The 23,987-nt window shown below is 73.1% G+C and carries 25 protein-coding genes and 1 pseudogene; 11 read left to right on the top strand and 15 right to left on the bottom strand.

Features of this window, described 5'->3' with window-relative positions:
- Nucleotides 1-153 precede the first annotated feature (153 nt).
- From ACZ5XZ_RS03585 to ACZ5XZ_RS03575, 3 genes are all read right to left on the bottom strand, one after another.
- On the bottom strand, nt 154-759 hold the full coding sequence (locus ACZ5XZ_RS03585; protein ID WP_468974893.1) for a MarC family protein: 606 nt from the start codon (nt 757-759) through the stop codon (nt 154-156).
- A 116-nt stretch (nt 760-875) separates the two neighbouring features.
- Nucleotides 876-1,730, bottom strand: coding sequence for a PHP domain-containing protein (locus ACZ5XZ_RS03580; RefSeq protein WP_468974241.1), 855 nt, complete (start codon nt 1,728-1,730; stop codon nt 876-878).
- A gap of 155 nt (nt 1,731-1,885) precedes the next feature.
- On the bottom strand, nt 1,886-2,524 hold the full coding sequence (locus ACZ5XZ_RS03575; protein WP_468974239.1) for a DUF6758 family protein: 639 nt from the start codon (nt 2,522-2,524) through the stop codon (nt 1,886-1,888).
- A 182-nt stretch (nt 2,525-2,706) separates the two neighbouring features.
- Here ACZ5XZ_RS03575 and ACZ5XZ_RS03570 point away from each other — a divergent pair.
- Nucleotides 2,707-2,862 (top strand): annotated as a pseudogene (locus ACZ5XZ_RS03570) (MFS transporter); the annotation flags it as partial.
- A 115-nt stretch (nt 2,863-2,977) separates the two neighbouring features.
- On the opposite strand, the gene ACZ5XZ_RS03565 reads toward ACZ5XZ_RS03570, so the two are convergent.
- Entirely contained in the window at nt 2,978-3,562 is a 585-nt protein-coding gene (locus ACZ5XZ_RS03565; protein WP_468974237.1) for a suppressor of fused domain protein, read from the bottom strand.
- Between the two features lie 539 nt (nt 3,563-4,101).
- Here ACZ5XZ_RS03565 and ACZ5XZ_RS03560 point away from each other — a divergent pair.
- Together ACZ5XZ_RS03560 and ACZ5XZ_RS03555 are read left to right on the top strand one after the other, a co-directional pair.
- Entirely contained in the window at nt 4,102-5,229 is a 1,128-nt protein-coding gene (locus tag ACZ5XZ_RS03560) for a magnesium and cobalt transport protein CorA (RefSeq protein WP_468974235.1), read from the top strand.
- Nucleotides 5,230-5,316: 87 nt separating this feature from the next.
- Nucleotides 5,317-5,859: a hypothetical protein gene (locus ACZ5XZ_RS03555; protein WP_468974233.1), complete on the top strand. Its 543-nt coding sequence runs from the start codon at nt 5,317-5,319 to the stop codon at nt 5,857-5,859.
- 21 nt (nt 5,860-5,880) lie between these two features.
- Here ACZ5XZ_RS03555 and ACZ5XZ_RS03550 read toward each other — a convergent pair whose 3' ends face one another.
- Nucleotides 5,881-6,666: a hypothetical protein gene (locus ACZ5XZ_RS03550; RefSeq protein WP_468974231.1), complete on the bottom strand. Its 786-nt coding sequence runs from the start codon at nt 6,664-6,666 to the stop codon at nt 5,881-5,883.
- Nucleotides 6,667-6,863: 197 nt separating this feature from the next.
- On the opposite strand from ACZ5XZ_RS03550, the gene ACZ5XZ_RS03545 reads away from it, so the two are divergent.
- Genes ACZ5XZ_RS03545 through ACZ5XZ_RS03535 form a run of 3 tightly spaced genes read left to right on the top strand, consistent with a single transcriptional unit; the run spans nt 6,864 to nt 9,942 of the window.
- Nucleotides 6,864-8,171, top strand: a complete 1,308-nt coding sequence (locus ACZ5XZ_RS03545; protein ID WP_468974229.1) for a magnesium transporter MgtE N-terminal domain-containing protein — start codon at nt 6,864-6,866, stop codon at nt 8,169-8,171.
- A complete protein-coding gene (locus tag ACZ5XZ_RS03540) occupies nt 8,161-8,739 on the top strand; it encodes a DUF1003 domain-containing protein (RefSeq protein WP_468974227.1) in 579 nt (192 codons plus the stop codon). The genes ACZ5XZ_RS03545 and ACZ5XZ_RS03540 overlap by 11 nt, the downstream gene beginning before the upstream one ends.
- Nucleotides 8,740-8,781: 42 nt before the next feature.
- Nucleotides 8,782-9,942 carry an Mrp/NBP35 family ATP-binding protein gene (locus tag ACZ5XZ_RS03535; RefSeq protein ID WP_468974225.1) on the top strand — a complete coding sequence of 387 codons (1,161 nt, stop codon included), beginning with the start codon at nt 8,782-8,784 and terminating at the stop codon, nt 9,940-9,942.
- A gap of 201 nt (nt 9,943-10,143) precedes the next feature.
- Here ACZ5XZ_RS03535 and ACZ5XZ_RS03530 read toward each other — a convergent pair whose 3' ends face one another.
- From ACZ5XZ_RS03530 to sigE, 5 genes are all read right to left on the bottom strand, one after another.
- Nucleotides 10,144-10,788 carry a hypothetical protein gene (locus ACZ5XZ_RS03530; RefSeq protein ID WP_384439024.1) on the bottom strand — a complete coding sequence of 215 codons (645 nt, stop codon included), beginning with the start codon at nt 10,786-10,788 and terminating at the stop codon, nt 10,144-10,146.
- Between the two features lie 121 nt (nt 10,789-10,909).
- Nucleotides 10,910-11,392, bottom strand: coding sequence for a sec-independent translocase (locus tag ACZ5XZ_RS03525; RefSeq protein ID WP_384439022.1), 483 nt, complete (start codon nt 11,390-11,392; stop codon nt 10,910-10,912).
- A 116-nt stretch (nt 11,393-11,508) separates the two neighbouring features.
- The gene (locus ACZ5XZ_RS03520) at nt 11,509-13,350 is read right to left on the bottom strand and encodes a S1C family serine protease (protein ID WP_468974892.1); all 1,842 of its coding nucleotides are present in this window, start codon (nt 13,348-13,350) and stop codon (nt 11,509-11,511) included.
- 645 nt (nt 13,351-13,995) lie between these two features.
- Complete coding sequence (locus ACZ5XZ_RS03515) at nt 13,996-14,946, bottom strand: zf-HC2 domain-containing protein (protein ID WP_468974222.1); 951 nt, start codon at nt 14,944-14,946, stop codon at nt 13,996-13,998.
- A complete protein-coding gene (sigE, locus tag ACZ5XZ_RS03510) occupies nt 14,943-15,638 on the bottom strand; it encodes an RNA polymerase sigma factor SigE (RefSeq protein WP_384439013.1) in 696 nt (231 codons plus the stop codon). Before sigE ends, ACZ5XZ_RS03515 begins: the two co-directional genes overlap by 4 nt.
- Before the next feature lie 286 nt (nt 15,639-15,924).
- Here sigE and ACZ5XZ_RS03505 point away from each other — a divergent pair, with 286 nt between their 5' ends.
- Nucleotides 15,925-16,608 (top strand): O-methyltransferase, encoded by a 684-nt coding sequence (locus ACZ5XZ_RS03505; protein ID WP_468974219.1) that lies wholly within the window; start codon nt 15,925-15,927, stop codon nt 16,606-16,608.
- A 160-nt stretch (nt 16,609-16,768) separates the two neighbouring features.
- Here ACZ5XZ_RS03505 and ACZ5XZ_RS03500 read toward each other — a convergent pair whose 3' ends face one another.
- Nucleotides 16,769-16,936, bottom strand: a complete 168-nt coding sequence (locus ACZ5XZ_RS03500; protein WP_003985072.1) for a DUF3117 domain-containing protein — start codon at nt 16,934-16,936, stop codon at nt 16,769-16,771.
- Between the two features lie 323 nt (nt 16,937-17,259).
- Here ACZ5XZ_RS03500 and chcB point away from each other — a divergent pair, with 323 nt between their 5' ends.
- On the top strand, nt 17,260-18,060 hold the full coding sequence (chcB, locus tag ACZ5XZ_RS03495) for a 2-cyclohexenylcarbonyl CoA isomerase (protein ID WP_468974217.1): 801 nt from the start codon (nt 17,260-17,262) through the stop codon (nt 18,058-18,060).
- 42 nt (nt 18,061-18,102) lie between these two features.
- On the opposite strand, the gene ACZ5XZ_RS03490 is transcribed toward chcB, so the two are convergent.
- Nucleotides 18,103-18,708 carry a DNA-3-methyladenine glycosylase I gene (locus tag ACZ5XZ_RS03490; protein ID WP_468974215.1) on the bottom strand — a complete coding sequence of 202 codons (606 nt, stop codon included), beginning with the start codon at nt 18,706-18,708 and terminating at the stop codon, nt 18,103-18,105.
- Entirely contained in the window at nt 18,705-19,145 is a 441-nt protein-coding gene (locus tag ACZ5XZ_RS03485) for a DivIVA domain-containing protein (protein WP_468974213.1), read from the bottom strand. The genes ACZ5XZ_RS03490 and ACZ5XZ_RS03485 overlap by 4 nt, the downstream gene beginning before the upstream one ends.
- A 92-nt stretch (nt 19,146-19,237) precedes the next feature.
- On the opposite strand from ACZ5XZ_RS03485, the gene folP reads away from it, so the two are divergent.
- On the top strand, nt 19,238-20,098 hold the full coding sequence (gene folP, locus ACZ5XZ_RS03480; protein ID WP_468974211.1) for a dihydropteroate synthase: 861 nt from the start codon (nt 19,238-19,240) through the stop codon (nt 20,096-20,098).
- A 56-nt stretch (nt 20,099-20,154) separates the two neighbouring features.
- Here the strand turns inward: folP and ACZ5XZ_RS03475 are convergent, their stop codons facing one another.
- Entirely contained in the window at nt 20,155-20,904 is a 750-nt protein-coding gene (locus tag ACZ5XZ_RS03475) for an LOG family protein (protein ID WP_468974209.1), read from the bottom strand.
- Between the two features lie 124 nt (nt 20,905-21,028).
- Nucleotides 21,029-22,129: a succinyl-diaminopimelate desuccinylase gene (gene dapE, locus ACZ5XZ_RS03470; RefSeq protein WP_468974207.1), complete on the bottom strand. Its 1,101-nt coding sequence runs from the start codon at nt 22,127-22,129 to the stop codon at nt 21,029-21,031.
- A gap of 40 nt (nt 22,130-22,169) precedes the next feature.
- Here dapE and ACZ5XZ_RS03465 point away from each other — a divergent pair, with 40 nt between their 5' ends.
- Both ACZ5XZ_RS03465 and ACZ5XZ_RS03460 read left to right on the top strand, forming a co-directional pair.
- Complete coding sequence (locus tag ACZ5XZ_RS03465) at nt 22,170-23,099, top strand: VldE C-terminal domain-containing protein (protein ID WP_468974205.1); 930 nt, start codon at nt 22,170-22,172, stop codon at nt 23,097-23,099.
- A gap of 312 nt (nt 23,100-23,411) precedes the next feature.
- Nucleotides 23,412-23,849, top strand: coding sequence for an ATP-binding protein (locus ACZ5XZ_RS03460; protein WP_468974203.1), 438 nt, complete (start codon nt 23,412-23,414; stop codon nt 23,847-23,849).
- Nucleotides 23,850-23,987 lie beyond the last annotated feature (138 nt).

The raw sequence follows: 23,987 nt of genomic DNA, 5'->3' as shown, positions 1-23,987 counted from the left end.
AAACGGACCGATCTCCCCCCGTCAGAACCCGCCGCTCTTGACCCCCGACGCCCCCCGGTTGGAGCGCTACGACGCCCCCGTACGAACACGTCGTACGGGGGCGCCGCCGCGTTTGAGGGGCGTGGCCCGATCCGCCGGAGGGGCCCCGGGAGCTCAGGCCCCCTCGATGACCTGCAGCACCCCGTTGATGATCTGCTGCACGGCGAGCGCGGAGAGCATCATGCCCGCCAGCCGGGTCACCAGGACCACCCCGCCGTCCTTGATCACCCGGATGATCACCAGCGAGAACCGCATCACCAGATACAGCACGACATGGATCGCCAGGATCGCCGCCCACACGGAGAGCTGCGCCGCGACCCCGTGCGCGTGCTGCACCGCGAGGATCACCGACACGATCGCGCCGGGCCCGGCCAGCAGCGGCATGCCCAGCGGCACCAGCGCCACGTTGACGTCCTTGGTCTGGGTCGGCTCCTCCGACTTGCCGGTCAGCAGATCCAGGGCGACCAGCAGGAGCAGCAGCCCGCCCGCGATCATCAGCGCGGGCGTCGAGATGTGCAGCCGGCCCAGGATCTGGCGGCCGAAGAGGCCGAAGACGGCGATGACGCAGAAGGCGACGGCCGCCGCCTGCCAGGCCATCCGGCGCTGCACCTTGGCCGGCCGGCCGGAGGTCAGGGCCAGGAAGATCGGGGTGATCCCCGGGGGGTCCATGATCACAAAAAGCGTGACAAAGAGGGTACTGAAGACAGCGATGTCGAACACGGTGAAGGCCTTGCGGAAGGTGGTACGGACGAGCGGATGGCGGGCCGGCACGGCGCGCGCGGACCCGTAGGGAACGGCGCACACGGGCCCGTAAGGGAAAAGGGAGCGAGCCGCCCTCAGCCGCCCGTGCCGGGAACGGGGAAGGCGCCGGTCGCACGGCGCACGATCTCGCCGTAGATCTCCGGGTCGGTGGTGCAGTCGCCCAGGCCGCAGGTCTTGCGGCTGCCGTGGTAGTCGCTGGAGCCGGTGGTCAGCAGACCCAGGTCGGCGGCGATCGCGCGCAGTCGCGCCCGGGTCGGCGCGTCATGGTCCATGTGGTCGACCTCGATGCCGTCGAGGCCGGCCGCGGCCAGCTCGGCTATCGCACCCTCGGGCACGCAGCTGCCGCGCTTGACGGCCAGCGGGTGCGCGAAGACGGTGACCCCGCCCGCGGCCTTGACCAGCCGGATCGCGTCGAACGGGTCGAGCTCGTGCTTCTCCACGTACGCCCGGCCGTCGTTGGCCAGCCACTGCGGGGTGAAGGCGTCGGAGACGGAGCCGACGACGCCCAGGTCGACGAGGGCGGTGGCGATGTGCGGCCGCCCCACGGCGCCGTCCCCGGCGATCCGCGCGACCTGCTCCCAGGTGATGGGGACGCCGAGGTCGCGCAGCTTGGCGACCATGCCCTGGGCGCGCGGCACCCGGTCGTCGCGCACCAGCTCCCGCTCCCGGGCGAGCTCCGCCTCCTCGGGGTCGAAGAGGTAGGCGAGCATGTGCAGGCTCACTCCGTCGAGCCGGCAGGAGAGTTCGGCGCCGGTGACCAGCGTCAGCCCCGCGGGCAGCGCCGCCCGCGCCGCGGCGTGGCCGGCGACGGTGTCGTGGTCGGTCAGCGCGACGACGTCCAGTCCGGCGTCGGCCGCATTGCGCACCAGCTCGGCGGGGGTGTCCGTACCGTCGGAAGCCGTGGAGTGGGTGTGCAGATCGATGCGCACGACGCGGACTCCAGACTGCTGCGGGGACGGGCGCGGGGCCGTGGCCGGGGAGGAACGCCGGACGAGGACACCGCAGGGGACCCCAGAAGGATAACCGGGCGGCCGGACGGCTCCGGCGCCCGCCGCCGGCGCGGCGGCCCGGCCGGGCCGCGCCCTCAGCCCAGAATCCGCGGCGACAGCGCCCCGCACGGCAGCAGGTCCACCTCGGCGCCCGCCTCGCGCAGATCGGTCAGCACCAGCTCGTCGTACATCAGCAGCCCGGCCTGCTCGGGCCAGGCGATCGCCCACAGCCACAGCCCGCGCGCCTCGCCGGCGAAGACCGCGCGGTCCGACGGCGCGCCGTCGACGTGCCACAGCGGCGTCGGGCGGCCGGCCGCGAGCACCTTGCCGTGCGGCTTCTCCTCCACACGCATATGGGAGCCGGGGTCCGGGCCGTCGATGCCGGCGTAGCGCGCCCCCAGGCCGACGCCCAGTTCCTCGGCGATCAAAAGGAGTTCGCCGGGGCCGCCCAGCGGTCCGGGGCCCGTGCAGGCCACCGCGGTCGCCCGGCCGCCGCTGCGGTCGTCGCCCGCGCACGCCACGCCCGTGAACAGCCAGCCCACCGGCAGCGGCCAGGGCATCCACACGGGCACCTGCGCGCGGTGCACGACAACGCCGAGCGCCTCGACGCTCGGCGGAACGACCGGCTGGAGCGGATGCACGGTGCCGTGTGCGGCGCACTGCCAGGTGTCGGAGAAGAGACCGGGCGCCCGCACCCGGCCTCCGCACTTCGGGCAACTGGGTTCGCCCCTCATAAGGACCAACGGTCCTCCTGGCCCGCCGTCGCGTCAAGGACGATCACTCGACCGGTGTGCCCCGAATCACGTACGGAGGCCCGCAATTGACCGCTTACCTGGGCCTGCCCACCCCACCGGAAAGTAGTTGCGCCTTACACTCTTCGGCTCGGCCAACTTAATATGTGCAAAGGTCAACGATCTCGCCGCGGCCGGTGGCCGGCGCCGGCTACAACTTCGCGCGGTGGTTCGCCGCGGCGGCCGCGCCGTTCCTCGCGCCCAAGATCGAGGAGTGGGCCGAGGTCCACCTCCCCTTCGTGGTCGCGGCCGCCACGGCGTTGGCCGGCGCCGCCGTCGTCGCCGGCTGAGGCCGACCGGGTCATCGGGCCGCCGGGCGACGGCAACTGACACCCCGTCCGCATCCGGCGGGCCGACGGGGCGAGGGGACGGCCGCCCGCGCCGCCGCTCGCCGCTTCAGTCGAGCGGTACGCCGCTGCGCAGCGGATCCCGCAGGTCCGTGCCGTGCCGGAGCCAGCGCTCCCGGAGGGCCTCGGCGCCGTGCACCCGTTTCCAGGCGGCCTCGTTGGGCGTCATCGGCAGCAGCGGCAGGAAGCGGACCGGCTCCATGGGCTCGTCCAGCTCCAGGTCCTCGATCAGGCCGCCGGGCTCGGCCACCAGCACCGAGGTGAACGCCGCTCCCGGCCACAGCGGGTCCCCCACGTCCAGCGAGGCGCCCGGCGCCACGACCACCCCTTCGACCTGCGGGGACGCGGCGAGCACGGCGAGTGGACGGAGCACCTTGTCGGTGTCCGCGCGGCCGCCCCGTACGGACAGGACGAGTTCGGCGCGCGGTCCGCGCAGCGGGTCGGCCAGCACGGCCGTGGGGTCGGCCATCGGCTGGGCGGACATCCCGAGCGTGGCGTACCTCACCACCCCGTCGTCCACGAAGCGGAGCACCTCGATGCGGTCGGTCCCCAGGAAGGTGACCGCGGCGCGCGCGTCCGGCTCGCCCAGGCTCGTGCGCAACCGGGCTTCGACCAGCTCAAGAACGTCAGACATGCCGCGAGCATAGGGCCGGCCCCTCGCCCGGCCCGCGCCACGCCGTCAACTCCGTTCGCGCAGGGGAGAGCCCGATACCCGCGACGCGCGGCCGCGCCACGGCTCAAGCGTTCGTATCGAACAGGCAAAACGGCGTCGGAACCCTTCGGGCGGCTGATAGCCTGGCCGTCTGGTCAGGGAATGACGTCGTCCCCCAACGGGGACCGGCCGGAGGAGGTGGGGCTGCGGTGGATCCGAGTCGACCGTGCAGTACCGATAGTTCTCCCGTCATCCCCTCGCGCAGCGCATCTCCTGATCCGAGAGCTTCCGTACCCCGCCGCTGAGCGGCGAAACCCAGGAAGCGCCTTTGCGCCGGATGTAGATGACGGAAGAGCGCCTTCGTCTCTTTGTTCCGTGTCTCTGCGAACTGCCGTCACTGTTCCGCACGGAGCGCCGCCCGCTTTGCGGACGTACGACCAACGGAGTCTCGTACGTCCACGTTCCGGGCAGCGTTGCGCCCCGCGCCCGCAGTTGACGGCCGGCCCGTGAAGGAGCCTGCCATGTCGATGATCCGCGACCTGCGCGCCGCCGTCCGCCCGTCCCGGCGCCGCGGTGACTCCCCTTACCACTACGAGAGCTCCACCCCGGCCTGCGCGAACAGCGCCATCGTCGACTGCGGTGTCTACCGCGAGGGCCGCCGGGTGAGCGAGCACGTCAGCCCGGCCGAGGCGATGGCCGGGGCGCGGGCCGACGGCGGCTTCGCCTGGATCGGGCTGCACGAGCCCACCGAGGCAGAATTCGCCGGTATCGCCAAGGAGTTCGGGCTGCACCCGCTCGCCGTCGAGGACGCCGTGCACGCCCACCAGCGGCCCAAGCTGGAGCGCTACGACGAGACCCTGTTCACCGTCTTCAAGACGGTGCACTACGTCGAGCACGCCGAGCTGACCGCCACCAGCGAGGTGGTGGAGACCGGCGAGGTGATGTGCTTCACCGGACGGGACTTCATCGTGACCGTGCGGCACGGCGGCCAGGGCTCGCTGCGCGCACTGCGGCACCGGCTGCAGGACGACCCGGAGCTGCTCGCCAAGGGCCCGTCCGCGGTGCTGCACGCCATCGCCGACCAGGTGGTCGACGGCTACATGGCGGTGGCCGGCGCGGTGCAGGACGACATCGACGAGGTGGAGATCGACGTCTTCAGCTCGGGCACCAACGGCAAGGGCTCCGGCGGCAAGGGCTCCGCCAGGGGCGGCGACGCCGGGCGGATCTACCAACTCAAGCGCGAGGTACTGGAGTTCAAGCGCGCGGTGTCGCCGCTGCTGCGGCCGATGCAGCTGCTGAGCGAGCGGCCGATGCGGCTGGTCGACTCCGACATCCAGAAGTACTTCCGCGACGTCGCCGACCACCTGGCACGGGTCAACGAGCAGGTGCTGTCCTTCGACGATCTGCTCAACTCCATCCTGCAGGCCAACCTCGCCCAGGCGGCGGTCGCGCAGAACGAGGACATGCGCAAGATCACGGCCTGGGCGGCGATCTTCGCCGTACCGACGATGATCGCCGGGATCTACGGCATGAACTTCGACTTCATGCCGGAGACGCACTGGGAGTACGGCTACCCGGCGGTGCTGGCGGTGACGGCCGTGATCTGCTTCGGCATCCACCGCGGCTTCAAGCGCAACGGCTGGCTGTGACCGGGGCGGCGCCGCGCCGCGGGGCGGCCCGTCTCAGGCCCTGGGCGGGCCCGGGCGCCCGCCTGCGGGCCCATTAGGCTGAGCCGTATGACCAAGACCGTGTCGCAGGCCCTGCAGGATCGGGCGCTCATCGAAGAGGCCACGAAGAAGGCCGGCCTCATCTGGGTGCGGGGGACGACGGGCCCGGCCCGCGCCCTGTGGCACGTGTGGCACGACGGGGCCGCCTGTCTCGTCGGGGGCGGGACCGGTGAGCAGCCGCTGGCCGACCTCGGGCTGACCGACGGCTCCACGGCCACGGTCACCGTACGCAGCAAGGACAAGGGCGGCCGGCTGGTCGCCTGGCAGGCCCGGGTCGTCGAGCCGGCCCCGCACAGCGAGGCCTGGCTGGCCGCGGTCGAGGAGCTCAAGGGCAAGCGGCTCAACGCGCCGGACGCGGAACGGATCACCGAGCGCTGGGCCGGCGAGTGCCGGGTACTGCGGCTGGAGCCGACCGACCGGGAGGCACAGCAGCGGCCCGGCACGATGCCGGAGGCCTCGCACGCCGCGCCGCCGCTGGCCTCCGCCGCGATCACCCGGCGGCCTGCCCCGGCCGCGCTGCCCAAGCTGCTGCGCCGGGGCCGCAAGGGCTGACCGGCCACCGCCCCGAGGGGCTCAGCCCGCGCCGGAGATCTGCCTGCCGTAGTCCACGACCTGGCCCTTGGGCGGCGCCTTGAGGTCCACGCTCTTGCCCCAGTCCGCCAGCCGGACCACGCCCGCGCCACCGGCGCGCCGCAGCCGCAGCGGGTAGGGCGTGCCCTCCAGCGACACGTCCAGCGTGCCGCCGGAGCCCGCGGCGGCGGACAGCCGGATGGTGCGGACGCCGTCGACGTCGCCGCGGTTGCCGGCGGTCAGCTTGCCGTGCAGCCCGAGCAGTCCGGCCAGCAGGGTGTCCTTGTCGGTGAAGCCACTGAAGCGCTTGTGGACCGGGTCGGCGGCGGGCACCTTGACGTACTTGCCGCCGAGCTTGCGCGCCGCGGCCTGGTCGGGCGCACCGGACGAGCCGCTCTTCTCGCCGGCCCAGAACGCCGCGTCCGCCTTGAGGTAGAGCGTCCTGCCGACCCGCAGCAGCTGGAAGGCGGCCGCGTTGGTGGTCAGCTCGCCCTTGGCGCCGTTCTTCGCCAGGCTCATGTTGAGCTTGTACGTCCGGCCGTGGCTGACGAGGCTGCCGGACAGGCGCACCGTGTCGGCGCGCTGGGCCGCGGCCAGCGCCTTGGACTCGATCTTGGCGGGCGGCAGCTTCCCCACGCCGTTGGTGCCGGCGTCCGGATCCTCGCCGCCGCAGCCCGCCAGCGTCGCGGCCAGTGCCACGCAGGCCGCCCCCGCGAGCGCGGTCCGGCCCGTGCGGCGGGCCCCTCCGGCCAGGGGTCGGGGGCCGGCCCCCCGGGGGATTGCGCTCACGTCGGCTCTGCCTCCTGATGCGGGTGACCTCGACAGCCAGTACGGCAGCGTACCTGGGACACAGGGCCTCGTCGGCGGGGTGCGTGGCGGTCACCCTACGGCCTCGCTCACCAGGGCGGCGCGGCCCCGGGCGCGTTAGCCTGAACCCGAATTCTTGCCTTATTTCTGGCAGAACGGGAGAAAGGGAGGCGCTCTGCATGGCAGTGGTGACCCCCCGGGTCTTCGTCTCCCATCTCTCCGGCATCGCCGTCTTCGACCCCAACGGCGACCAGGTCGGCCGGCTGCGGGACCTCGTCGCGCTGCTGCGGGTCGGCAGGCGCCCGCCGCGGCTGCTCGGACTGGTCGTCGAGATGATCAGCCGGCGCCGGATCTTCCTGCCGATGACCCGGGTGACCGGTGTGGAGTCGGGCCAGATCATCACCACCGGCGTCGTGAACATGCGGCGCTTCGAGCAGCGGACGTCCGAGACGCTGGTCTTCGGCGAGCTGCTCGACCGCCGGGTGCGGCTGGTGGAGACCGGCGAGGAGGCCACCGTCCTGGACATCGGCATCAGCCAGCTGCCGGCCCGCCGCGACTGGGAGATCGACAAGGTCTTCGTCCGCAAGGGCAAGGGCGGGGCGCTGCGCCGCAAGGGCGAGACCCTGACGGTGGAGTGGTCGGCGGTGACCGGCTTCTCCCTGGAGGAGCACGGACAGGGCGCCGAGAGCCTGCTGGCCACGTTCGAGCAGCTGCGCCCGGCCGACCTCGCCGGCGTGCTGCACCACCTCTCCCCCAAGCGCCGCGCGGAGGTCGCCGCCGCGCTCGACGACGACCGGCTCGCCGACGTGATGGAGGAGCTGCCGGAGGACGACCAGATCGAGATCATCGGCAAGCTGAAGGGGGAGCGGGCCGCGGACGTCCTGGAGGCGATGAACCCCGACGACGCCGCCGACCTGCTCGGCGAGCTGCCGGAGGAGGAGGTGGAGCGGCTGCTGGAGCTGATGCGGCCCGAGGAGGCCGCCGATGTGCGGCGGCTGATGTCCTACGAGGAGCGCACCGCGGGCGGCCTGATGACCACCGACCCGATCGTGCTGCGCCCGGACGCCACCGTCGCCTACGCGCTGGCCCGGGTACGCGACCCGGACCTCTCCCCCGCGCTGGCCGCCCAGGTCTACGTCTGCCGGCCGCCGGACGAGACGCCCACCGGGAAGTACCTGGGTCTGGTGCACTTCCAACGGCTGCTGCGGGACCCGCCGTTCACCCTCGTCAGCTCCATCGCCGACACCGACCTGCCCCCGCTGCCGCCGGACACCCCGCTGCCGGAGGTCACCAGCTACCTGGCCGCCTACAACATGGTGGCCGCGCCGGTCGTGGACGAGAGCGGCGCGCTGCTGGGCGCGGTCACCGTCGACGACGTACTGGACCATCTGCTGCCGGACGACTGGCGGGAGGCCGAGCTGCACGGCGAGGGGGCGGCCGGGCTGACCGGCGCCGGACGCCTGGGGGAGGCCGCGGATGGGCAGTGAGGAACGCGAGGGCAGGGAGCGCCCACGGGCGAACGGCGCCTCGGCGGTGCGGCGGGGCGCCACCGAGCGGCCCCGGGTGCGCCTGGACCTGCCGCGCGCACCGCGCCGTACCTTCCTGCCGGTGTACGACCCGGAGGCCTTCGGGCGGCTGTCGGAGAAGATCGCCCGGTTCCTGGGGACCGGGCGCTTCATCGTCTGGATGACCATCACCATCATCCTGTGGATCGCCTGGAACATCGCCGCGCCCAGCGCTTGGAAGTTCGACGAGTACCCGTTCATCTTCCTGACCCTGGCGCTGTCGCTGCAGGCCTCCTACGCGGCGCCGCTGATCCTGCTGGCGCAGAACCGCCAGGCCGACCGCGACCGGGTCACCCAGGAGCAGGACCGCAAGCAGAACGAGCGCTCCATCGCCGACACCGAGTACCTGACCCGGGAGATCGCGGCGCTGCGGCTGGGCCTGGGCGAGGTCGCCACCCGCGACTGGATCCGCGACGAGCTGCAGGACCTGCTGCGGGACCTGGAGCTGCGACGGATGGTCGAGGCGGAGAGTGACGAACACGACCGCTGACAGCCTTTCCGGAGGCCGCCTCACGCGCCGTACCATCAGGGCATGGCTACCGAGACGTCCCCAGGCGCCGCCCCGAGCGAGGACGCGATCCGCGCCGCGCTCGCGACGGTGAACGACCCCGAGATCCACCGCCCCATCACCGAGCTGGGGATGGTCAAATCGGTGGACATCGCGGCGGACGGCGCGGTGGCGGTCGTGGTCTACCTCACCGTCTCCGGCTGCCCGATGCGCGAGACGATCACCAACAACGTGCGCGACGCGGTCGCCGGGGTCGAGGGCGTGACCGGCGTCCGGGTCGACCTGGAAGTGATGAGCGACGAGCAGCGCAAGGAGCTGGCGACGTCGCTGCGCGGCGGCACCGCCGAGCGGGAGGTGCCCTTCGCCCAGCCCGGCTCGCTGACCCGGGTCTACGCCGTCGCCTCCGGCAAGGGCGGCGTCGGCAAGTCGTCGGTGACGGTCAACCTCGCCGCGGCCATGGCGGCCGACGGCCTGAAGGTCGGTGTCGTGGACGCCGACATCTACGGCCACTCCGTGCCCCGGATGCTCGGCGCCGACGGCCGGCCCACCCAGGTCGAGAACATGATCATGCCGCCGTCGGCGAACGGCGTGAAGGTCATCTCGATCGGCATGTTCACCCCGGGCAACGCACCGGTCGTCTGGCGCGGCCCGATGCTGCACCGCGCGCTGCAGCAGTTCCTCGCCGACGTCTACTGGGGCGACCTGGACGTGCTGCTGCTGGACCTGCCCCCGGGCACCGGCGACATCGCGATCTCGGTGGCGCAGCTGGTGCCGAACGCCGAGATCCTGGTGGTCACCACCCCGCAGCAGGCCGCCGCCGAGGTCGCCGAGCGGGCCGGTTCGATCGCCGTGCAGACCCACCAGAAGATCGTCGGCGTGGTCGAGAACATGTCCGGGCTGCCCTGCCCGCACTGCGACGAGATGGTCGACGTCTTCGGCACCGGCGGCGGCGAGCGGGTCGCCGAGGGCCTGACGAAGACCACCGGCACGCAGGTGCCGGTGCTCGGCGCCATCCCGATCGACGTACGCCTGCGCGAGGGCGGCGACGAGGGCAAGCCGGTCGTGCTGACCGATCCGGACTCCCCCGCCGGCTCGGCCATCCGCGCGATCGCGGGCAAGCTGGGCGGCCGACAGCGGGGTCTGTCGGGGATGTCGCTGGGGATCACCCCGCGCAACAAGTTCTGAAGGGCGTGCGCCCGCGGCGACGGGGAAGCCCGCGGGGCTCGTTGAGGCCGTTGAGGTGAAGAGGGGGCGGGCCCCGCAAGGCCCGCCCCCTTTTGCCTGCGCCGGAGCGCTCAGCCCCGCCGTGCGCCCGGGTTCTCGATCACCGAGGAGCCCGGGCGGCGCGGGTGGCCCCGGCCCCCGCACAGCGGCCGTCGGCGCCGCTCAGCCCTCGTACGACGTGATGTCCTTGACGACCGAGAAGCCCAGCCCGTAGGCGCTCATCCCGCGTCCGTAGGCGCCGATGTGGACCCCGTCCGGGTCCTCGCTCGCCGAGCCCGCCAGCACCCAGCCGTACTCCGACTCGCGGTAGGCGAACGAGGTCGGCACCCCGTCCACCGGCAGCATCAGCTCGCTCCAGGCGCCGCCGCCGAGGTCGTCGGCCAGCTCCCAGGCGAGCGTCGTCTGCTGGTCCAGCCAGTCCTGGCGCAGCGTGCGGTCCATCTGGGTCGGCCAGGTGTGGGCGAGCAGGCCCGAGCCGGCGAGCCAGGCGGCCGTGGAGACCGAGGTGGCCTCCAGTACGCCGGTGCCGTCCGCGCTGCGCCGTACGGGGCGGCTGGCGACCGTCACCACGACCGCGAACCGCTCGTCCTGCGGCGACTCCACCTTGATGGTGGGCCCCTCCCCATGCCCGGTGGCACCGTGTTCGACGGTGCCGTCCGCGGCCGCCCCGACCTGCATCAGCCAGCGCGGGCCGGTGAACGCCTCGTCGAGGCCGTACCACGGGAACGCGGCCAGCAGATATCCGTCAACCTTCCGGCCGACCCCGGCCGACGCCTGTTGTTCCGCTGTCCGACTCGTCGTCTCCATCTGCGCGGAAGCCTCCTCGTTGCCCTGCGTCGTGGGCGGCCCGCCCCCCTCAGGCGACCAAACCCCGGACACCCGGAGCATAGCTATAGGGGTCAACACAGCCCGGGCATACCGGAGTGTGTCAGGTGGCGTCGGCGTCGAACGGCGGACGCTCGCCCGGCTCCGCGATCGAGGTCTTCTTGACCAGGTCAGGACGGCCGGAGGCGGCCGGGGACTCCTTGGACAGGCTCGGGCCTGAGCCGTTCGAGGGCGTGGCGGAGGAGGCGCTCTCGCGGCCGTGCACGGCGTCGGTGACCTCGGCCATCTCCTGCTTCAGATCGAAGCCGTTACGGATCTCCTGGAGGTCCTTGAGGCCGTACTCGTCCTTCTCCAGGACGTGCTTGCGCACGAAGTTCTTGGGCTTGAGGTCCTCGAACTCGAAGTCCTTGAACTCCGGCCCCAGCTCGCTGCGGATGTCCTCCTTGGCGCTGTCGGAGAACTCGCGGATCTTCCGGATGACGCCCATGACGTCCTGGATGACCTTGGGGAGCTTGTCCGGGCCGAAGACGAGTACGGCAAGGACGACGATCGCTACCAGCTCGAGGGGTCCTATGTCGAAGAACACCTAGCAGCTCCTTGGGTCATCCGCGGCCTTCGTTGGCCTAGGGGCCAGGCCGACTATCACGGTACCTGGCCCCGTAGGTCGGGCGGGAGTCGCCCGTGCCAACACGGTGCAAACGATCAACCAGCGGTGGAGGAACCCAGCCTGAGCCGTATGGCCTGCTCCTTGCCCTCCCTTTGGAGGGTCAGCATCAGCGTGTCGCCGGGCCGGTGGCTGCGGATCTTCACGATCAGCTCCTCACCGCTGTGCACCGGCGCGCCGTCCACCTTGGTGATCACGTCGCCCGGCTTGATCCCGGCCTTGGCGCCGGGCCCGCCCGGGATGACCGGCGACCTGCCGTCCTTGGCGTGCTCGCCGACCCGCGCACCGTCGCCGGCGTACTCCATCTCCAGCGTGACGCCGATCACCGGGTGCGTCGCCCGGCCGGTGTTGATCAGCTCCTCGGCCACCCGCTTGGCCTGATTGATCGGTATGGCGAAGCCCAGCCCTATGCTGCCGCCCTGGGCGCCGCCCTCCGGGCCGCTGCCGCTGTCGGCCGCGCGGATGGCGCTGTTGATGCCGATCACCCGCGCCTTGGCGTCCACCAGCGGGCCGCCGGAGTTGCCCGGGTTGATGGGCGCGTCGGTCTGCAGCGCGTCCACGTACGACACGTCGCTGCCGTCGCCCTTCTCGCCGCCCGCGGTGATCGGGCGCTGCTTGGCGCTGATGATCCCGGCGGTGACGGTGTTGGCGAGGTCGTACGGCGCGCCGATCGCCACGACCGGGTCGCCGACCCGTACCGAGTCGGAGTTGCCGAGCGTGAGCGGCCGCAGGCCCGTGACGCCCTCGACCTGGACCACGGCGAGGTCGTAGCCGCCGTCCCGGCCGATGACCTTGGCCTTGGCCGTCTGGCCGCCGCTGAACGTCACCGATATCTCGCCGCCGGCACCGGCCGGTTCGACGACGTGGTTGTTGGTGAGGATGTGGCCCTGCCGGTCCAGGACGAAGCCGGTGCCGGTGCCCTGTTCGGCGTTGCCCCGTACGTGGAGGGTGACCACCCCGGGCAGCGCGGTCTGCGCGATCCCGGCGACGCTGTCGGGCTGGCGTCCGCCCGCGTCGCCGGCCGCCTGCGGCAGCTTGATGTCGTTGAGCCCGCCGTAGCGCTCGACATAGACGCCGATGCCGCCCCCGACACCGCCGGCGAGCAGCGCCAGCGCCACCGCGCCGACGACCAGCGCGCCGCGGCGGCTGCGCCCGGAGCCCTTCGCGGGCACGGCGGCCGGCCCGCCCTGCAGGGGCGCGCTCCAGGGGTCGTACTGGTGCCAGGCGCCGTGCGGGGCGGGCGCGTGGTCGTGGGTCGGGGCGGGGCCGTGCCCCGCGCCGGGCGGCGCCGGTGCGGGGTGCGGCTGCGCCTGGTGCCGGTCGCCGTACGGGGTGCCGGCCGCCGCTGCCGGGCGGGCGCCGCCGTCACCGGGGTGGGGCAGGTACGCGGTGTCGGCGCCCTCGGGGGCCGGATGCTCGGTGGTGGCCCGCGGGGGTGCGGTCTGCGGCCCGGCGGCCCGGGCGTCCGGGGTGTGCGGGGTGTGCGGGGTGTGCGGGGCGTTGGCCCGGGGTGCGTCGGCCGGGCTTCCCGGCTGAGGGGGGCCGGACTTGTGGAGTACCGGCTGCACGGGCCCGCCGGGCTCGGAGGCGGGCCTGGCGTGCGCGGCCTCGTCCGCGCGGTCCGGGAGCCGCCGCTCACCGCCGTGCGTGCCCGGCGCGCGGTCCTCGACGGCCGTCGGCGGGGCGGCCGGCGGCCGGGCGGGCGGCGCGGCGGGGCCGCTGCCGGGCGCCGCCTGCGGTGCGGCCGGCGGCGACTGCGGGGGGCCGGGGTAGCCCGCCGCCGGGGCCGGCGCTCCGTAGGGGGGCAGCGGCCCGGCGGACGGCGGCAGGACGGTGCCCTGCGCGGGGGTCGCTCCGGGGTGCCCGGGGACCCAGCCCATCGCGGCGGGACGGGGCTCCGGCCGCTGCACCGGCGGCGCCGGCGCCCACGGTCCGGGACCGCCGTAGGGAGGCGTGCCGTACGGGTCCTCGGGGTGCAGCGGCCGCGGCGGCGCGCCGGGGACCTCGGCGGAGACCGCCGCGGTGGGCCGCGCGGGCGGCTCGGCGCCGGTGCGCTCCGCCGGCCCGGCCGCCGCGGCGGCGGCCAACTCCTCGCCGGCACCGGCCACTTCACCCGTGCCGGGCCGTTCACCCGTCCCGGTGGCTTCCGCCGCGGCCTCGGGCGCCTGCGGGGCCGCGGTCGGCGCCGCGCTCGGCTGCGGCGGGCGCACGATCCAGTCCCCCGACTCCCCCGCGTCGGACCCGCCGGATATGCCGGACGCGTCGGTCCGCGGCGCGTCCGCCGGGCCGTCGGCGGGCGGCACCGCCTGCGGACCGGCCTCGGCGGACGGCTGCGTGCTCGGGGTGCGTCCCGGGCGGCTCCACCACTTCAGCTTCGACCCGGCGGCCTTACCGTCGTCCATGCTCTCCCCAGATTTCGCCCGCGCTGATGCGGGCCACCACCACCTCGCGGTCCGCCCCCGGTGAATGGGTGCGCCGCCTGGCAGCGATTCAACCAGTTCCGCGCGGGGATGCGCAGGGGACGGTCAGCGCCGGGCGGTGGGTGCGCCCTGGGAGGCGGGGCCGGCCGCGGCCGCGGAGCCGATCAGCGGGCGCTTGGGCTCCAGGGGCGGGAGCGCGGGCGGATGCTGGCGGACCGGGGGGTTGCCGGTCGCGACGGCGAGCGGCGAGAGGTGGTACGGCGACGCCGGACCGGTCGCGGCTATCAACGGCGAGAGACCGAAGCGGTCGGCCGGGGCGGCGGACGGCGCCGACGCGGACGGGGCACCGGGGCCCTGCAGGGCCATCGCACTGGGGGCCGGGGCCAGGGTCGGGCCGCCCGACGCGGGCCAGGTGCCCGGCTGGGAGCTGCCGGCCGAGAGGAACTGCCCGGTACGCAGCAGGGAGCCGCTGTCGGCGGCCGGGCTGGCGCTGAGCGGGGTGACGGCCGTGCCGCTGCCCTCGGTGCGCGGGCCGGTCACGTCGACGGCCGCCTCCAGCGGGAGGGCGCCGCCGAGCGCGAAGGCCGCGAGCGAGACCGCACCGGCCGCCGCGAAGGCGAACCGGCGCCGCTGCGCGGGCCGCTCGGCCTCCTGCACGCGAAAGCCGCGCGCCCGGGGCTGGGCGGGCATCGCCGCCATCGCATGGCCGGAGTGGTCGCCGGCGGGGACATAGCGGAACGCGCCGCCGCCCCGCAGGAACTCACCTGAGCCGAAGCCACCGCCGCCGCCGAGCCGGCTGCCGGGACCGCCGGCGTCGCCACCGGGCAGCTGCTGCAGGCGCGCCAGCAGCCCCGCGGACGGGCCGGGAGGTGCCGCCTCGGCGAACACGCTCTTGAGCCGACGCTGGGCGTCGGCCTCCGCCTTGCACTTCGCGCAGGTCGCGAGATGCGCGAGCACCCGCTCGCGCGCGTCATGGCCCAACTCGCCGTCGACCAGGGCCGCGAGGCGGTCGCCGAGATGCTGCTCGGCGGGGGACGGACCGCCACTGAGGCTCACGCGATCCCTACCTCCCCCGTGGGCACCACGGCCAGCGAACGGCGCCGCTCGCGCTCCTCGCCGCGCGTGGCCGGGGCGCGGTGCTTGAGCGCCTTGCGCAGATGGGAGCGGCCGCGGTGGATCCGGCTGCGGACCGTGCCGAGCTTGACGCCGAGCGTCGCGGCGATCTCCTCGTACGACAGGCCCTCGATGTCGCACAGGACGACGGCGGCGCGGAACTCGGGCGCGAGGGTGTCCAGCGCGTGCTGCACATCGGCGTCGAAGTGGGTGTCGTCGAAGTGCTGCTGCGGCGCGGGCTCCCGGCTGGGCAGCTTCTCGGCCGCGTCGTCACCGAGCGCGTCGAAGCGAATACGCTGCCGGCGGCGGACCATGTCCAGGAAGAGGTTGGTGGTGATGCGGTGCAGCCAGCCCTCGAACGTGCCGGGGGTGTACGTCGACAGCGAGCGGAAGACGCGGACGAACACCTCCTGGGTGAGGTCCTCGGCGTCGTGCTGATTGCCGGTGAGGCGGTAGGCGAGGCGGTAGACCCGTGCACTGTGGGTGCTGACGATCTCCTCCCAGGTGGGCGGAGTCCACGCCTGCGCATCCGCGTCCGCGGCGAAGGTCGCACTGGGTGCGGACTCGGCGATGGGGGTCCCCCCGCTCGAACGAAGTCGAGAGTGGGGGAGGAAACGGTCAGCGGTGTTTGTCACGGATTTCGGCTCGGCGAACGACCTCTTCAAGCGCCTCAGCACTCCTCGGTCACCCGCCGCAGCCGCACCTCCCCTGGTGGCTCTGGTGGTGTCCAGTAGAGCCCCTACCATATCCACCTCGCCCGTTAGCTCCGGATAAGCAGATTTGACCTGCATTTGGTCCTGCTTCTGACCTTGATTCGCGTCTCGCGCGGTCTTCACCACTGCGTCCCCCCGTCTTCCTCCTCTCCCTCCATAACGCCCGGTCCCATCTGCGGGTTCCCGCACACAGCGGATACAGTCACGGTTGCGTCAACTACGGGGACAGGAGAGGGCCATTACCGGCAACCGGCAGACGAGCTTGGCATTCGCCGAGGCGTACGGCGCCGGGACCATCGACGACAGCGCCGAGGCCGCCCTGCGCTGGTCCCGCGACCGCGCCCGGGAGGCCGGCATCCGCACGGTGACGACCGGCACCGGCGCGGCCCTGCGCATGCTCGCCGCCACCGCGGACGCCAAGGCCGTCGCCGAGATCGGCACCGGCACGGGCGTGTCGGGGATCTACCTCCTGCACGGCATGCGGCCCGACGGCGTGCTGACCACCGTCGATCCCGAGCCCGAGCGGCAGACCTTCGCCAAGCAGGCGTTCCGTTCGGCCGGCTTCGCCGGGAACCGCGCCCGCTTCATCCCCGGCCGGGCGCTGGACGTCCTCCCGCGGCTCGCGGACGGCGGATACGACCTCGTCTTCTGCGACGGCGACCTGATGGAGTGCCTGGAGTACCTCGCTGAATCGTTGCGTCTGCTGCGCCCGGGCGGCCTGGTGTGCTTCGAGGGCGTCTTCGCCGACGGCCGCACGGTCGATTCGGCGGTGCAGCCCGCGGAGGTGCTGCGGCTGCGGGAGCTGCTGCGGGCCATCCGGGAGAGCAGCTCGCTGGTGCCGTCCCTACTGCCGGTCGGCGACGGACTGCTCTGCGCGGTCAAGCGCGGCTGACCCACCCTGCCGCGGCCGCCCTCGGCGGCACCTTCCGCACACCAAACGGCCCCGGCACGCGGCGCGCCTGTCGTGCGCGCCGCGTGCCGGGGCCGGGGTAAGGAATGTCGGCTGGTGGTACCGGGTCAGCCCCGGGAATCCGCCGGCTTCTCCGCCCTCGTCAGACGGTGACCTTCTCCAGGGCCTCACCCAGCGCCTTGGCTTCGTCGGGGGTCAGCTCGACGACGAGCCGCCCGCCGCCTTCGAGCGGAACGCGCATGACGATGCCCCGCCCCTCCTTGGTCACCTCGAGCGGGCCGTCACCCGTCCGCGGCTTCATGGCCGCCATGCTCGTTCCCCTTCCTGAAACCAGCTCACCTCAGCCGACGGCCCGAATAGGCACGTGTCACCGGCATCGAACACATTGCTTCCAGGCCATTATCCCGCATCGAACGACCCGATGACCAACATCGGGGAGCATCCCTTCGGCAACGCGCTCTCTCAAACCCACCCAATTCGGGGAGGTGGCTGCGATACTCCTCCGCCCGCCGGTCTCCGACGCGCCCGCTTTCTTTGATGTACGTCACATGCGAACCGCCGATGATCTCCGGCATCCTGAGCGCTGACTGCCGCTGCCGAGCAGTCCGAGCCGCGACGGAGGGGACTCCCACTATGGCCGACACCGTGCTCTACGACGTGACCGACGGACTCGCGACGATCACGCTCAACCGCCCCGACGCGATGAACGCGCTGAACATCGAGGCGAAGGTCCTGCTGCGGGACACCGTGCAACAGGCCGCCGCCGACCCCGCCGTACGCGCCGTGCTGCTCACCGCCACCGGGCGCGCCTTCTGCGTCGGCCAGGACCTCAAGGAGCACATCGGCCTGCTGGCGCAGGACCGGGCCAACGGCTCCGGCGGCACCATGAACACCGTGCGTGAGCACTACAACCCGATCGTGACGGCGCTGACCGAGATGCCCAAGCCCGTGGTCGCGGGCGTCAACGGGGTCGCCGCGGGAGCCGGTGCGGGCTTCGCGCTCGCCGCCGACTACCGCGTCGTCGCCGACTCCGCGTCCTTCAACACCTCCTTCGCCGGCGTCGCGCTGACCGCCGACTCCGGGATGTCCTGGACGCTGCCCCGGCTGATCGGCCATGGCAGGGCCGCCGATCTGCTGCTCTTCCCGCGCAGCATCAGCGCCCAGGAGGCGTACGAACTGGGCATCGCCAACAAGGTCGTGGCGGCCGACGAGCTGGCGCAGGAGGCCGCGGCCGTCGCTCGCCGACTGGCCCAGGGTCCGACCGCCGCCTACGCCGCGATCAAGGAGTCGCTGGCCTACGGCGCCGGGCACTCGCTCACCGAGACCCTCGGCAAGGAGGACGAACTGCAGGTCCGGGCCGGGGCGTCGGAGGACCACCAGATCGCGGTCGAGGCGTTCGTGAAGAAGGAGAAGCCGGTCTACCTGGGCCGCTGAGCCGCCGGGCGACCCGGCCGGCCGCGCGGCCGGCCGGCCCGGTCAGCCCGCCGCCGCCTCCACGGCCCGGCGCACATGGCAGTCCGCCAGATGGTCGTTGACCAGGCCGCACGCCTGCATCATCGCGTAGGCGGTGGTCGGGCCGACGAAGCGGAAGCCGCGCTTCTTGAGCTCCTTGGCGAGCGCCGTCGACTCCGGGGTCACCGGCGCGACGTCCGCGACGGTGCGCGGCACGGGCCGGCCGGCCCGGTCGGGGGCGTAGGACCAGATCAGCTCGTCCAGTTCGCCGGCGGCCAGCCCGGCGGCGACCTGGGCGTTGTTGATCGTCGCGGCGATCTTGGCGCGGTTGCGGATGATGCCGGGGTCGGCGAGCAGCCGCTCGGCGTCCGCTTCGGTGAACCGCGCCACCTGCGAGATCCGGAAACCGGCGAACGCGGCGCGGAATCCGGGGCGGCGCCGCAGGATCGTGATCCAGGAGAGCCCGGACTGGAAGGCCTCCAGGGTCATCCGCTCGAAGAGCGCGTCATCGCCGTGGACCGGCAGGCCCCACTCCGTGTCGTGGTACGCGCGGTAGTCGGCCATCTGCTCCGACGCCATGCCCCAGGGACAGCGCGCGAGGCCGTCCGGTTCCGTCACCACACCGCTCATGCCTGCTCCTCGCCTTCCACGCGCCGGGGTGGTTCGGGGGCGCCGGCGACCTCGGGGCCACCGGCGCCGGGCCGCGGGTCCGGGGCCGACCCGCTCGGCTGCGGGCCGCTCCCGATCAGCCCCGGGCCGCCGATCGCCGCGGCATGGGCGCCGGCCAGGGCCGCCTCCAGCTCGGCGATCCGGGCGTCGCGCTCGGCCAGCTCGGCGCCCAGGCGGTCCAGGACGTCGTCGACGTCGTTCATCCGATAGCCGCGGACGGTCACCGCCAGCCGTACGGCATCCACGTCGGCGCGGCCCACCGGGCGGTCCCCGGGCAGCGGGTCGTACAGCCGGTCCGGCTCGGAATCCCGCAGCCCACCGCCGTCACCGCCGCCGACGACCACGAGCGTGACCGCGGCCACCACCACGACCATCGCGATCAGCAAGAACCAGAACACGACCAACTCCCCGGACTATGTGCCTGCCTCGATCGTGCCATGCGGGTCCGACAGTTAGGGTCGCTCCCGGACCACGGAGAGGAAGTCAGGGAATGCTGCGGCTGGGGAAACGCGAGTTCGAGGCGCATGAGCCGGTGATCATGGCCATCGTCAACAGGACCCCGGACTCGTTCTACGACCAGGGCGCCACCTTCCGTGACGAGCCCGCGCTCGCCCGCGTGGAGCAGGCGGTGGCCGACGGCGCCGCGATCATCGACATCGGCGGCGTCAAGGCGGGCCCCGGCGAGGAGGTCAGCGCCGAGGAGGAGGCCCGCCGCACGGTCGGCTTCGTCGCCGAGGTCCGCAGGCGCTTCCCCGATGTGGTGATCAGCGTGGACACCTGGCGGCACGAGGTCGGCGAGGCGGTCTGCGAGGCCGGCGCGGACCTGCTCAACGACGCCTGGGGCGGCGTCGATCCGCGGCTGGCCGAGGTCGCGGCGCGCTACGACGTCGGCCTGGTGTGCACCCACGCGGGCGGCGTCGAGCCGCGCACCCGCCCGCATCGGGTGACCTACGACGACGTGATGGCGGACATCCTGCGGGTGACGCTCGGACTGGCGGAGCGGGCCGTGGAGTTGGGCGTCCGGCGCGACGCGATCCTGATCGATCCGGGGCACGACTTCGGCAAGAACACCCGGCACAGCCTGGAGGCGACCCGCCGGCTGGGCGAGATGACTGACACGGAGTGGCCGGTGCTGGTCTCGCTGTCCAACAAGGACTTCGTCGGCGAGACGCTCGACAAGCCGGTCAAGGAGCGGGTGCTGGGCACGCTGGCGACCACCGCCGTCTCCGCCTGGCTGGGCGCCCAGGTCTACCGCGTCCACGAGGTCGCCGAGACCCGGCAGGTGCTGGAGATGGTGGCCGCCATCGCCGGCCACCGGCCCCCGGCGGTCGCCCGCCGGGGACTGGCCTGAGCGAGCCGCCGGCACCGGCCCTGGCCCGCCCCGGGCGGCTCAGGGCCACCGCGGCCTCAGATCCCGACCTCCTTGGTCACCAGCGCGATCGCCTCGTCCACGTCGTCGCTGAGGTGGAACAGCTCCAGATCGTGCATCGACGCCTTGCCCCCGGCGATGACGGTGTCGCGCAGCCAGTCGATCAGGCCGCTCCAGTAGGCCGTGCCGAACAGCACGATCGGGAAGCGGGTGACCTTGCGGGTCTGGACGAGGGTGAGCGCCTCGAAGAGTTCGTCGAGGGTGCCGAGGCCGCCGGGGAGCACCACGAACCCGCGGGCGTACTTCACAAAGCACGTCTTGCGGACGAAGAAGTACCGGAAGTCGACGCCGAGGTTCACATAGTCGTTCATGCCCTGCTCGAAGGGCAGCTCGATGCCCAGCCCGACCGAGGTCCCGCCGGCCTCGTTGGCGCCCTTGTTGGCGGCCTCCATGGCGCCGGGGCCGCCACCGGTGATCACCGCGAACCCGGCGTCGACCAGCGCCCGCCCGATCCGCACACCGGCGTCGTACTCCTTGGAGTCGCGCGGCGTACGGGCCGAGCCGAAGACGCTGACGGCCGGGCCCAGCTCGGCCAGCGCGCCGAAGCCCTCGACGAACTCGGACTGGATGCGCATCACGCGCCAGGGATCGGTGTGCACCCACTCGGAGGGGCCTTCGGAGTCCAGCAGCCGTTGGTCCGTGGTGCCCGCCTGCACCTGGTCGTGACGGCGCAGAACGGGACCCAGCCGCTGCTCCTCGGGGACCGGCGCTCCCTCGGGACTGGCCATGTCGTACTCCCTCCGCAGACAGATCCTTTGCCGTTTCAGCCTAGATCCGCCGCAGTGCACAGCAGGGGAATTCGGCTCGTACGGGATCGGTGGACGGCCGGTCCCCTGGATGCCGGGCGGGTGCTCAGGCCGTCAGCCAGGCGCGCAGCCGCTCCTCGCAGTGCGCGATACGCCCGACCTCGACCCGCTCGTCCTTCTTGTGCGCGAGCAGGGGGGCACCGGGACCGTAGTTGACGGCCGGGACGCCCAGGGCGCTGAAACGGGACACGTCGGTCCAGCCGAACTTGGGCATCGCCCTGCCGCCGACGGACTCCATGAACGCCCTGGCCGCCGGGTGGGAGAGCCCCGGCAGCGCGCCGGGCGAGTGGTCGTCGACGAGGAACTCGTCCACCGGGCAGTCCGCGAAGACCTCACGGACGTGCGCGATCGCCTCGTCGGGGGTGCGGTCGGGCGCGTAGCGGAAGTTGACGGTGACCGTGCAGGCGTCGGGGATGACGTTGTTGGCCACGCCGCCCTCGACGCGTACGGCGTTGAGGCCCTCGCGGTATTCGAGGCCGTCGATCACGGGGCGGCGCGGCTCGTACGCGGCGAGCTTGGCCAGGATCGGGGCGGCCGCGTGGATCGCGTTGGCGCCCATCCAGCTGCGGGCGGAGTGCGCGCGCTCCCCGGTGGTGCGCAGCAGGACCCGCAGGGTGCCCTGGCAGCCGCCCTCCACCTGGCCGTCGGAGGGCTCCAGGAGGACGGCGAAGTCCCCGACGAGCCAGTCGGGGTGCGCCTCGGCGACCTTGCCGAGGCCGTTGAGGTGCGCGGCGACCTCCTCGTTGTCGTAGAAGACGAAGGTCAGGTCGCGGTTGGGCGCGGGGACCGTGGCGGCCATCCGCAGCTGGACGGCGACGCCGGACTTCATGTCGCAGGTGCCGCAGCCCCACAGGACGCCGTCCGCGTCGAGCCGGGACGGGACGTTGGGGGGGCTGTCCGCGATCGGGACGGTGTCGAGGTGTCCGGCGAGCACCACCCGCTCGGCGCGGCCCAGGTGCGTACGGGCCACGACGTTGTTGCCGTACCGGTCGACGGTCAGATGCGGCAGCGCGCGCAGGGCGTGCTCGACGGCGTCGGCCAGGTCCGCCTCCTCGCCGCTGACGGAGGGGAAGTCGACGAGCTGCGCGGTGAGCTGCGCGGCGTCGAGCGACAGGTCCAGGGCGGGGTGGTGTGTGGAGCGCTCCATGGCGCCGACCCTATCCGCAGCACTCCAGTACGGTGGGCTCGTGTCCGCCCAGCCCGCAGCCCCGCACCGCCGCAAGCGCCTCTGGCGTATCGCCGCGGCCTTCGCCGTCCTGCTCGGACTCGCCTGCTATCTGGTGGTGCAGTACGTGACCGGCGGCCCGGGGGCACCGCGCTGCACGGTGCGCGCCCAGGGCGACGAGAAGGACTACGAACTCTCCCCCGAGCAGGCCGCCAACGCCGCGACCATCTCGGCGGTGGCCTCCTCGCGCGGACTGCCGGAGCGGGCGGTGACCATCGCGCTGGCGACCGCGATGCAGGAGTCGGGGCTGCGCAACATCGACTTCGGCGACCGGGACTCGGTCGGGCTCTTCCAGCAGCGGCCGTCCCAGGACTGGGGCACCGTGAAGCAGATCATGGACCCGGTCTACTCGGCAGGGGAGTTCTACCGGCACCTGGCCAAGGTGCCCGGTTACTCCCGGCTGCCGCTGACCGTCGCCGCGCAGAAGGTGCAGCGCAGCGGCTATCCGCAGGCGTACGCCAAGCACGAGGCGAATGCCGCGCGGCTGACCGGGGCGCTGACCGGGCGCGACGGGGGTGCGATGACCTGCACCGAGAGCCGCCCGGTGGACAGCAAGGCGGGCGGCGCCGCCAAGGTGCGCGAGAAGCTGGTGCGGGAGTTCGGGCCCGGGGTGCTGCCGCGGACGGAGAGCTCGGCCGGGCGCGGTGCGGGCGGCGAGCGCGGCCTGACGGTTCCGGTGCGGCCGGTCGGGCCGGTGGCGGCGGGCGACGCCTCGCGGCGCGGCTGGGAGCTGGCCGTGTGGGCGATGGCGCACTCCGCGGAACTGCGCATCGAACAGATCTCCTACGCCGGCCGGACGTGGTCGGCGGCCGATGCGGACGAGGGCTGGCAGCGTACGCCGGCCGGTGCGGCGAAGGCCGGGCGCGACGTTCGTATTATCACCGCGCAATAAGTCCGCGGAGTTCCCCTTGAGTGCGCCGCCAATCGGGCGGCGGTAATTCCCCTCACGGTAAGGGGAATTGAGATCACCAAGGCCGGGTGCGCCGCCAATTCCCTTGCGCCAGAAGGCCCGTGACGCTTCCACCCCCCGCACCGCGCACACATATCGAGCGCCTTCCGTCACACCCGAATATGTGTCGCGTTACCAATTCTTTACCTTAATTCACCGCAACCTTCGGGGGTCTGAAGCGGTAGTCAGTGCGTCCGCCCGGCGGACATGGCACATCTGTCAGAAGTACGAGTCCCTCTCCGTAAAAGGAGCACCATGTCCCTCCCCGTTACGCGTCGGATCGCCCGAGCCGCCCTGCTCGTCGCAGCAGGTGCCGCTCCCGTGGTCGGTGCGGCCGGTACCGCCAGCGCCGCGGCACTGCCCGCCAAGGCGCCCGACCTGGTGGGCGGGCTCACCGCGCCCCTGGACTCCCGCAACACCAACAAGACCCTCGACCACGCCGCGCACAACGGCGCCGGCGTGCTGAACACGACCGGCAAGAAGGCGGTGACCAAGCTCGCCCCGGCGCTCGTCGAGACCGCGGCCCCCGCCGTCAAGAAGGTCCTGCCGATCACCCAGGGTGCCGCGCAGAAGGCCGAGGGCACGGCCCGCCCGTTCACCAAGGACGGCATCACGACCAACAAGCTGCCGGTCGACGCGGCCATGGGCCTGGCCGGTCAGGCCCTGCTCGGGGGGCTGCCGCTCGGCGGCTGACCGCCCGCCGGTGAAGCACGCGCGGGGGCCCGGGGAGTTCGCTCTCCCCGGGCCAGAAGCACTGCCAGGACAGCGGCCGGGCGAACGGGGCACAGGCCGGCACCGCGGCGCAGAAGCCGCCCGCGCCCGGCACCCTGA

This window comes from Streptomyces sp. NPDC033270 (assembly GCF_055576575.1).
The sequence above is the reverse complement of the archived record's forward strand: the minus strand, read 5'-3'. Positions and strand labels throughout refer to the sequence as shown.

What these genes read in the sequence shown, in the direction of transcription:
- ACZ5XZ_RS03575 (WP_468974239.1), bottom strand. Translation starts at nt 2,524, where the DNA reads ATGAGGGGCGAACCCAGTTGCCCGAAGTGCGGAGGCCGGGTGCGGGCG.
- ACZ5XZ_RS03565 (WP_468974237.1), bottom strand. Translation starts at nt 3,562, where the DNA reads ATGTCTGACGTTCTTGAGCTGGTCGAAGCCCGGTTGCGCACGAGCCTG.
- ACZ5XZ_RS03560 (WP_468974235.1), top strand. Translation starts at nt 4,102, where the DNA reads ATGTCGATGATCCGCGACCTGCGCGCCGCCGTCCGCCCGTCCCGGCGC.
- ACZ5XZ_RS03555 (WP_468974233.1), top strand. Translation starts at nt 5,317, where the DNA reads ATGACCAAGACCGTGTCGCAGGCCCTGCAGGATCGGGCGCTCATCGAA.
- ACZ5XZ_RS03545 (WP_468974229.1), top strand. Translation starts at nt 6,864, where the DNA reads ATGGCAGTGGTGACCCCCCGGGTCTTCGTCTCCCATCTCTCCGGCATC.
- ACZ5XZ_RS03540 (WP_468974227.1), top strand. Translation starts at nt 8,161, where the DNA reads ATGGGCAGTGAGGAACGCGAGGGCAGGGAGCGCCCACGGGCGAACGGC.
- ACZ5XZ_RS03535 (WP_468974225.1), top strand. Translation starts at nt 8,782, where the DNA reads ATGGCTACCGAGACGTCCCCAGGCGCCGCCCCGAGCGAGGACGCGATC.
- ACZ5XZ_RS03530 (WP_384439024.1), bottom strand. Translation starts at nt 10,788, where the DNA reads ATGGAGACGACGAGTCGGACAGCGGAACAACAGGCGTCGGCCGGGGTC.
- ACZ5XZ_RS03520 (WP_468974892.1), bottom strand. Translation starts at nt 13,350, where the DNA reads ATGGGCTGGGTCCCCGGGCACCCCGGAGCGACCCCCGCGCAGGGCACC.
- ACZ5XZ_RS03500 (WP_003985072.1), bottom strand. Translation starts at nt 16,936, where the DNA reads ATGGCGGCCATGAAGCCGCGGACGGGTGACGGCCCGCTCGAGGTGACC.
- chcB (WP_468974217.1), top strand. Translation starts at nt 17,260, where the DNA reads ATGGCCGACACCGTGCTCTACGACGTGACCGACGGACTCGCGACGATC.
- ACZ5XZ_RS03490 (WP_468974215.1), bottom strand. Translation starts at nt 18,708, where the DNA reads ATGAGCGGTGTGGTGACGGAACCGGACGGCCTCGCGCGCTGTCCCTGG.
- folP (WP_468974211.1), top strand. Translation starts at nt 19,238, where the DNA reads ATGCTGCGGCTGGGGAAACGCGAGTTCGAGGCGCATGAGCCGGTGATC.
- ACZ5XZ_RS03475 (WP_468974209.1), bottom strand. Translation starts at nt 20,904, where the DNA reads ATGGCCAGTCCCGAGGGAGCGCCGGTCCCCGAGGAGCAGCGGCTGGGT.
- dapE (WP_468974207.1), bottom strand. Translation starts at nt 22,129, where the DNA reads ATGGAGCGCTCCACACACCACCCCGCCCTGGACCTGTCGCTCGACGCC.
- ACZ5XZ_RS03460 (WP_468974203.1), top strand. Translation starts at nt 23,412, where the DNA reads ATGTCCCTCCCCGTTACGCGTCGGATCGCCCGAGCCGCCCTGCTCGTC.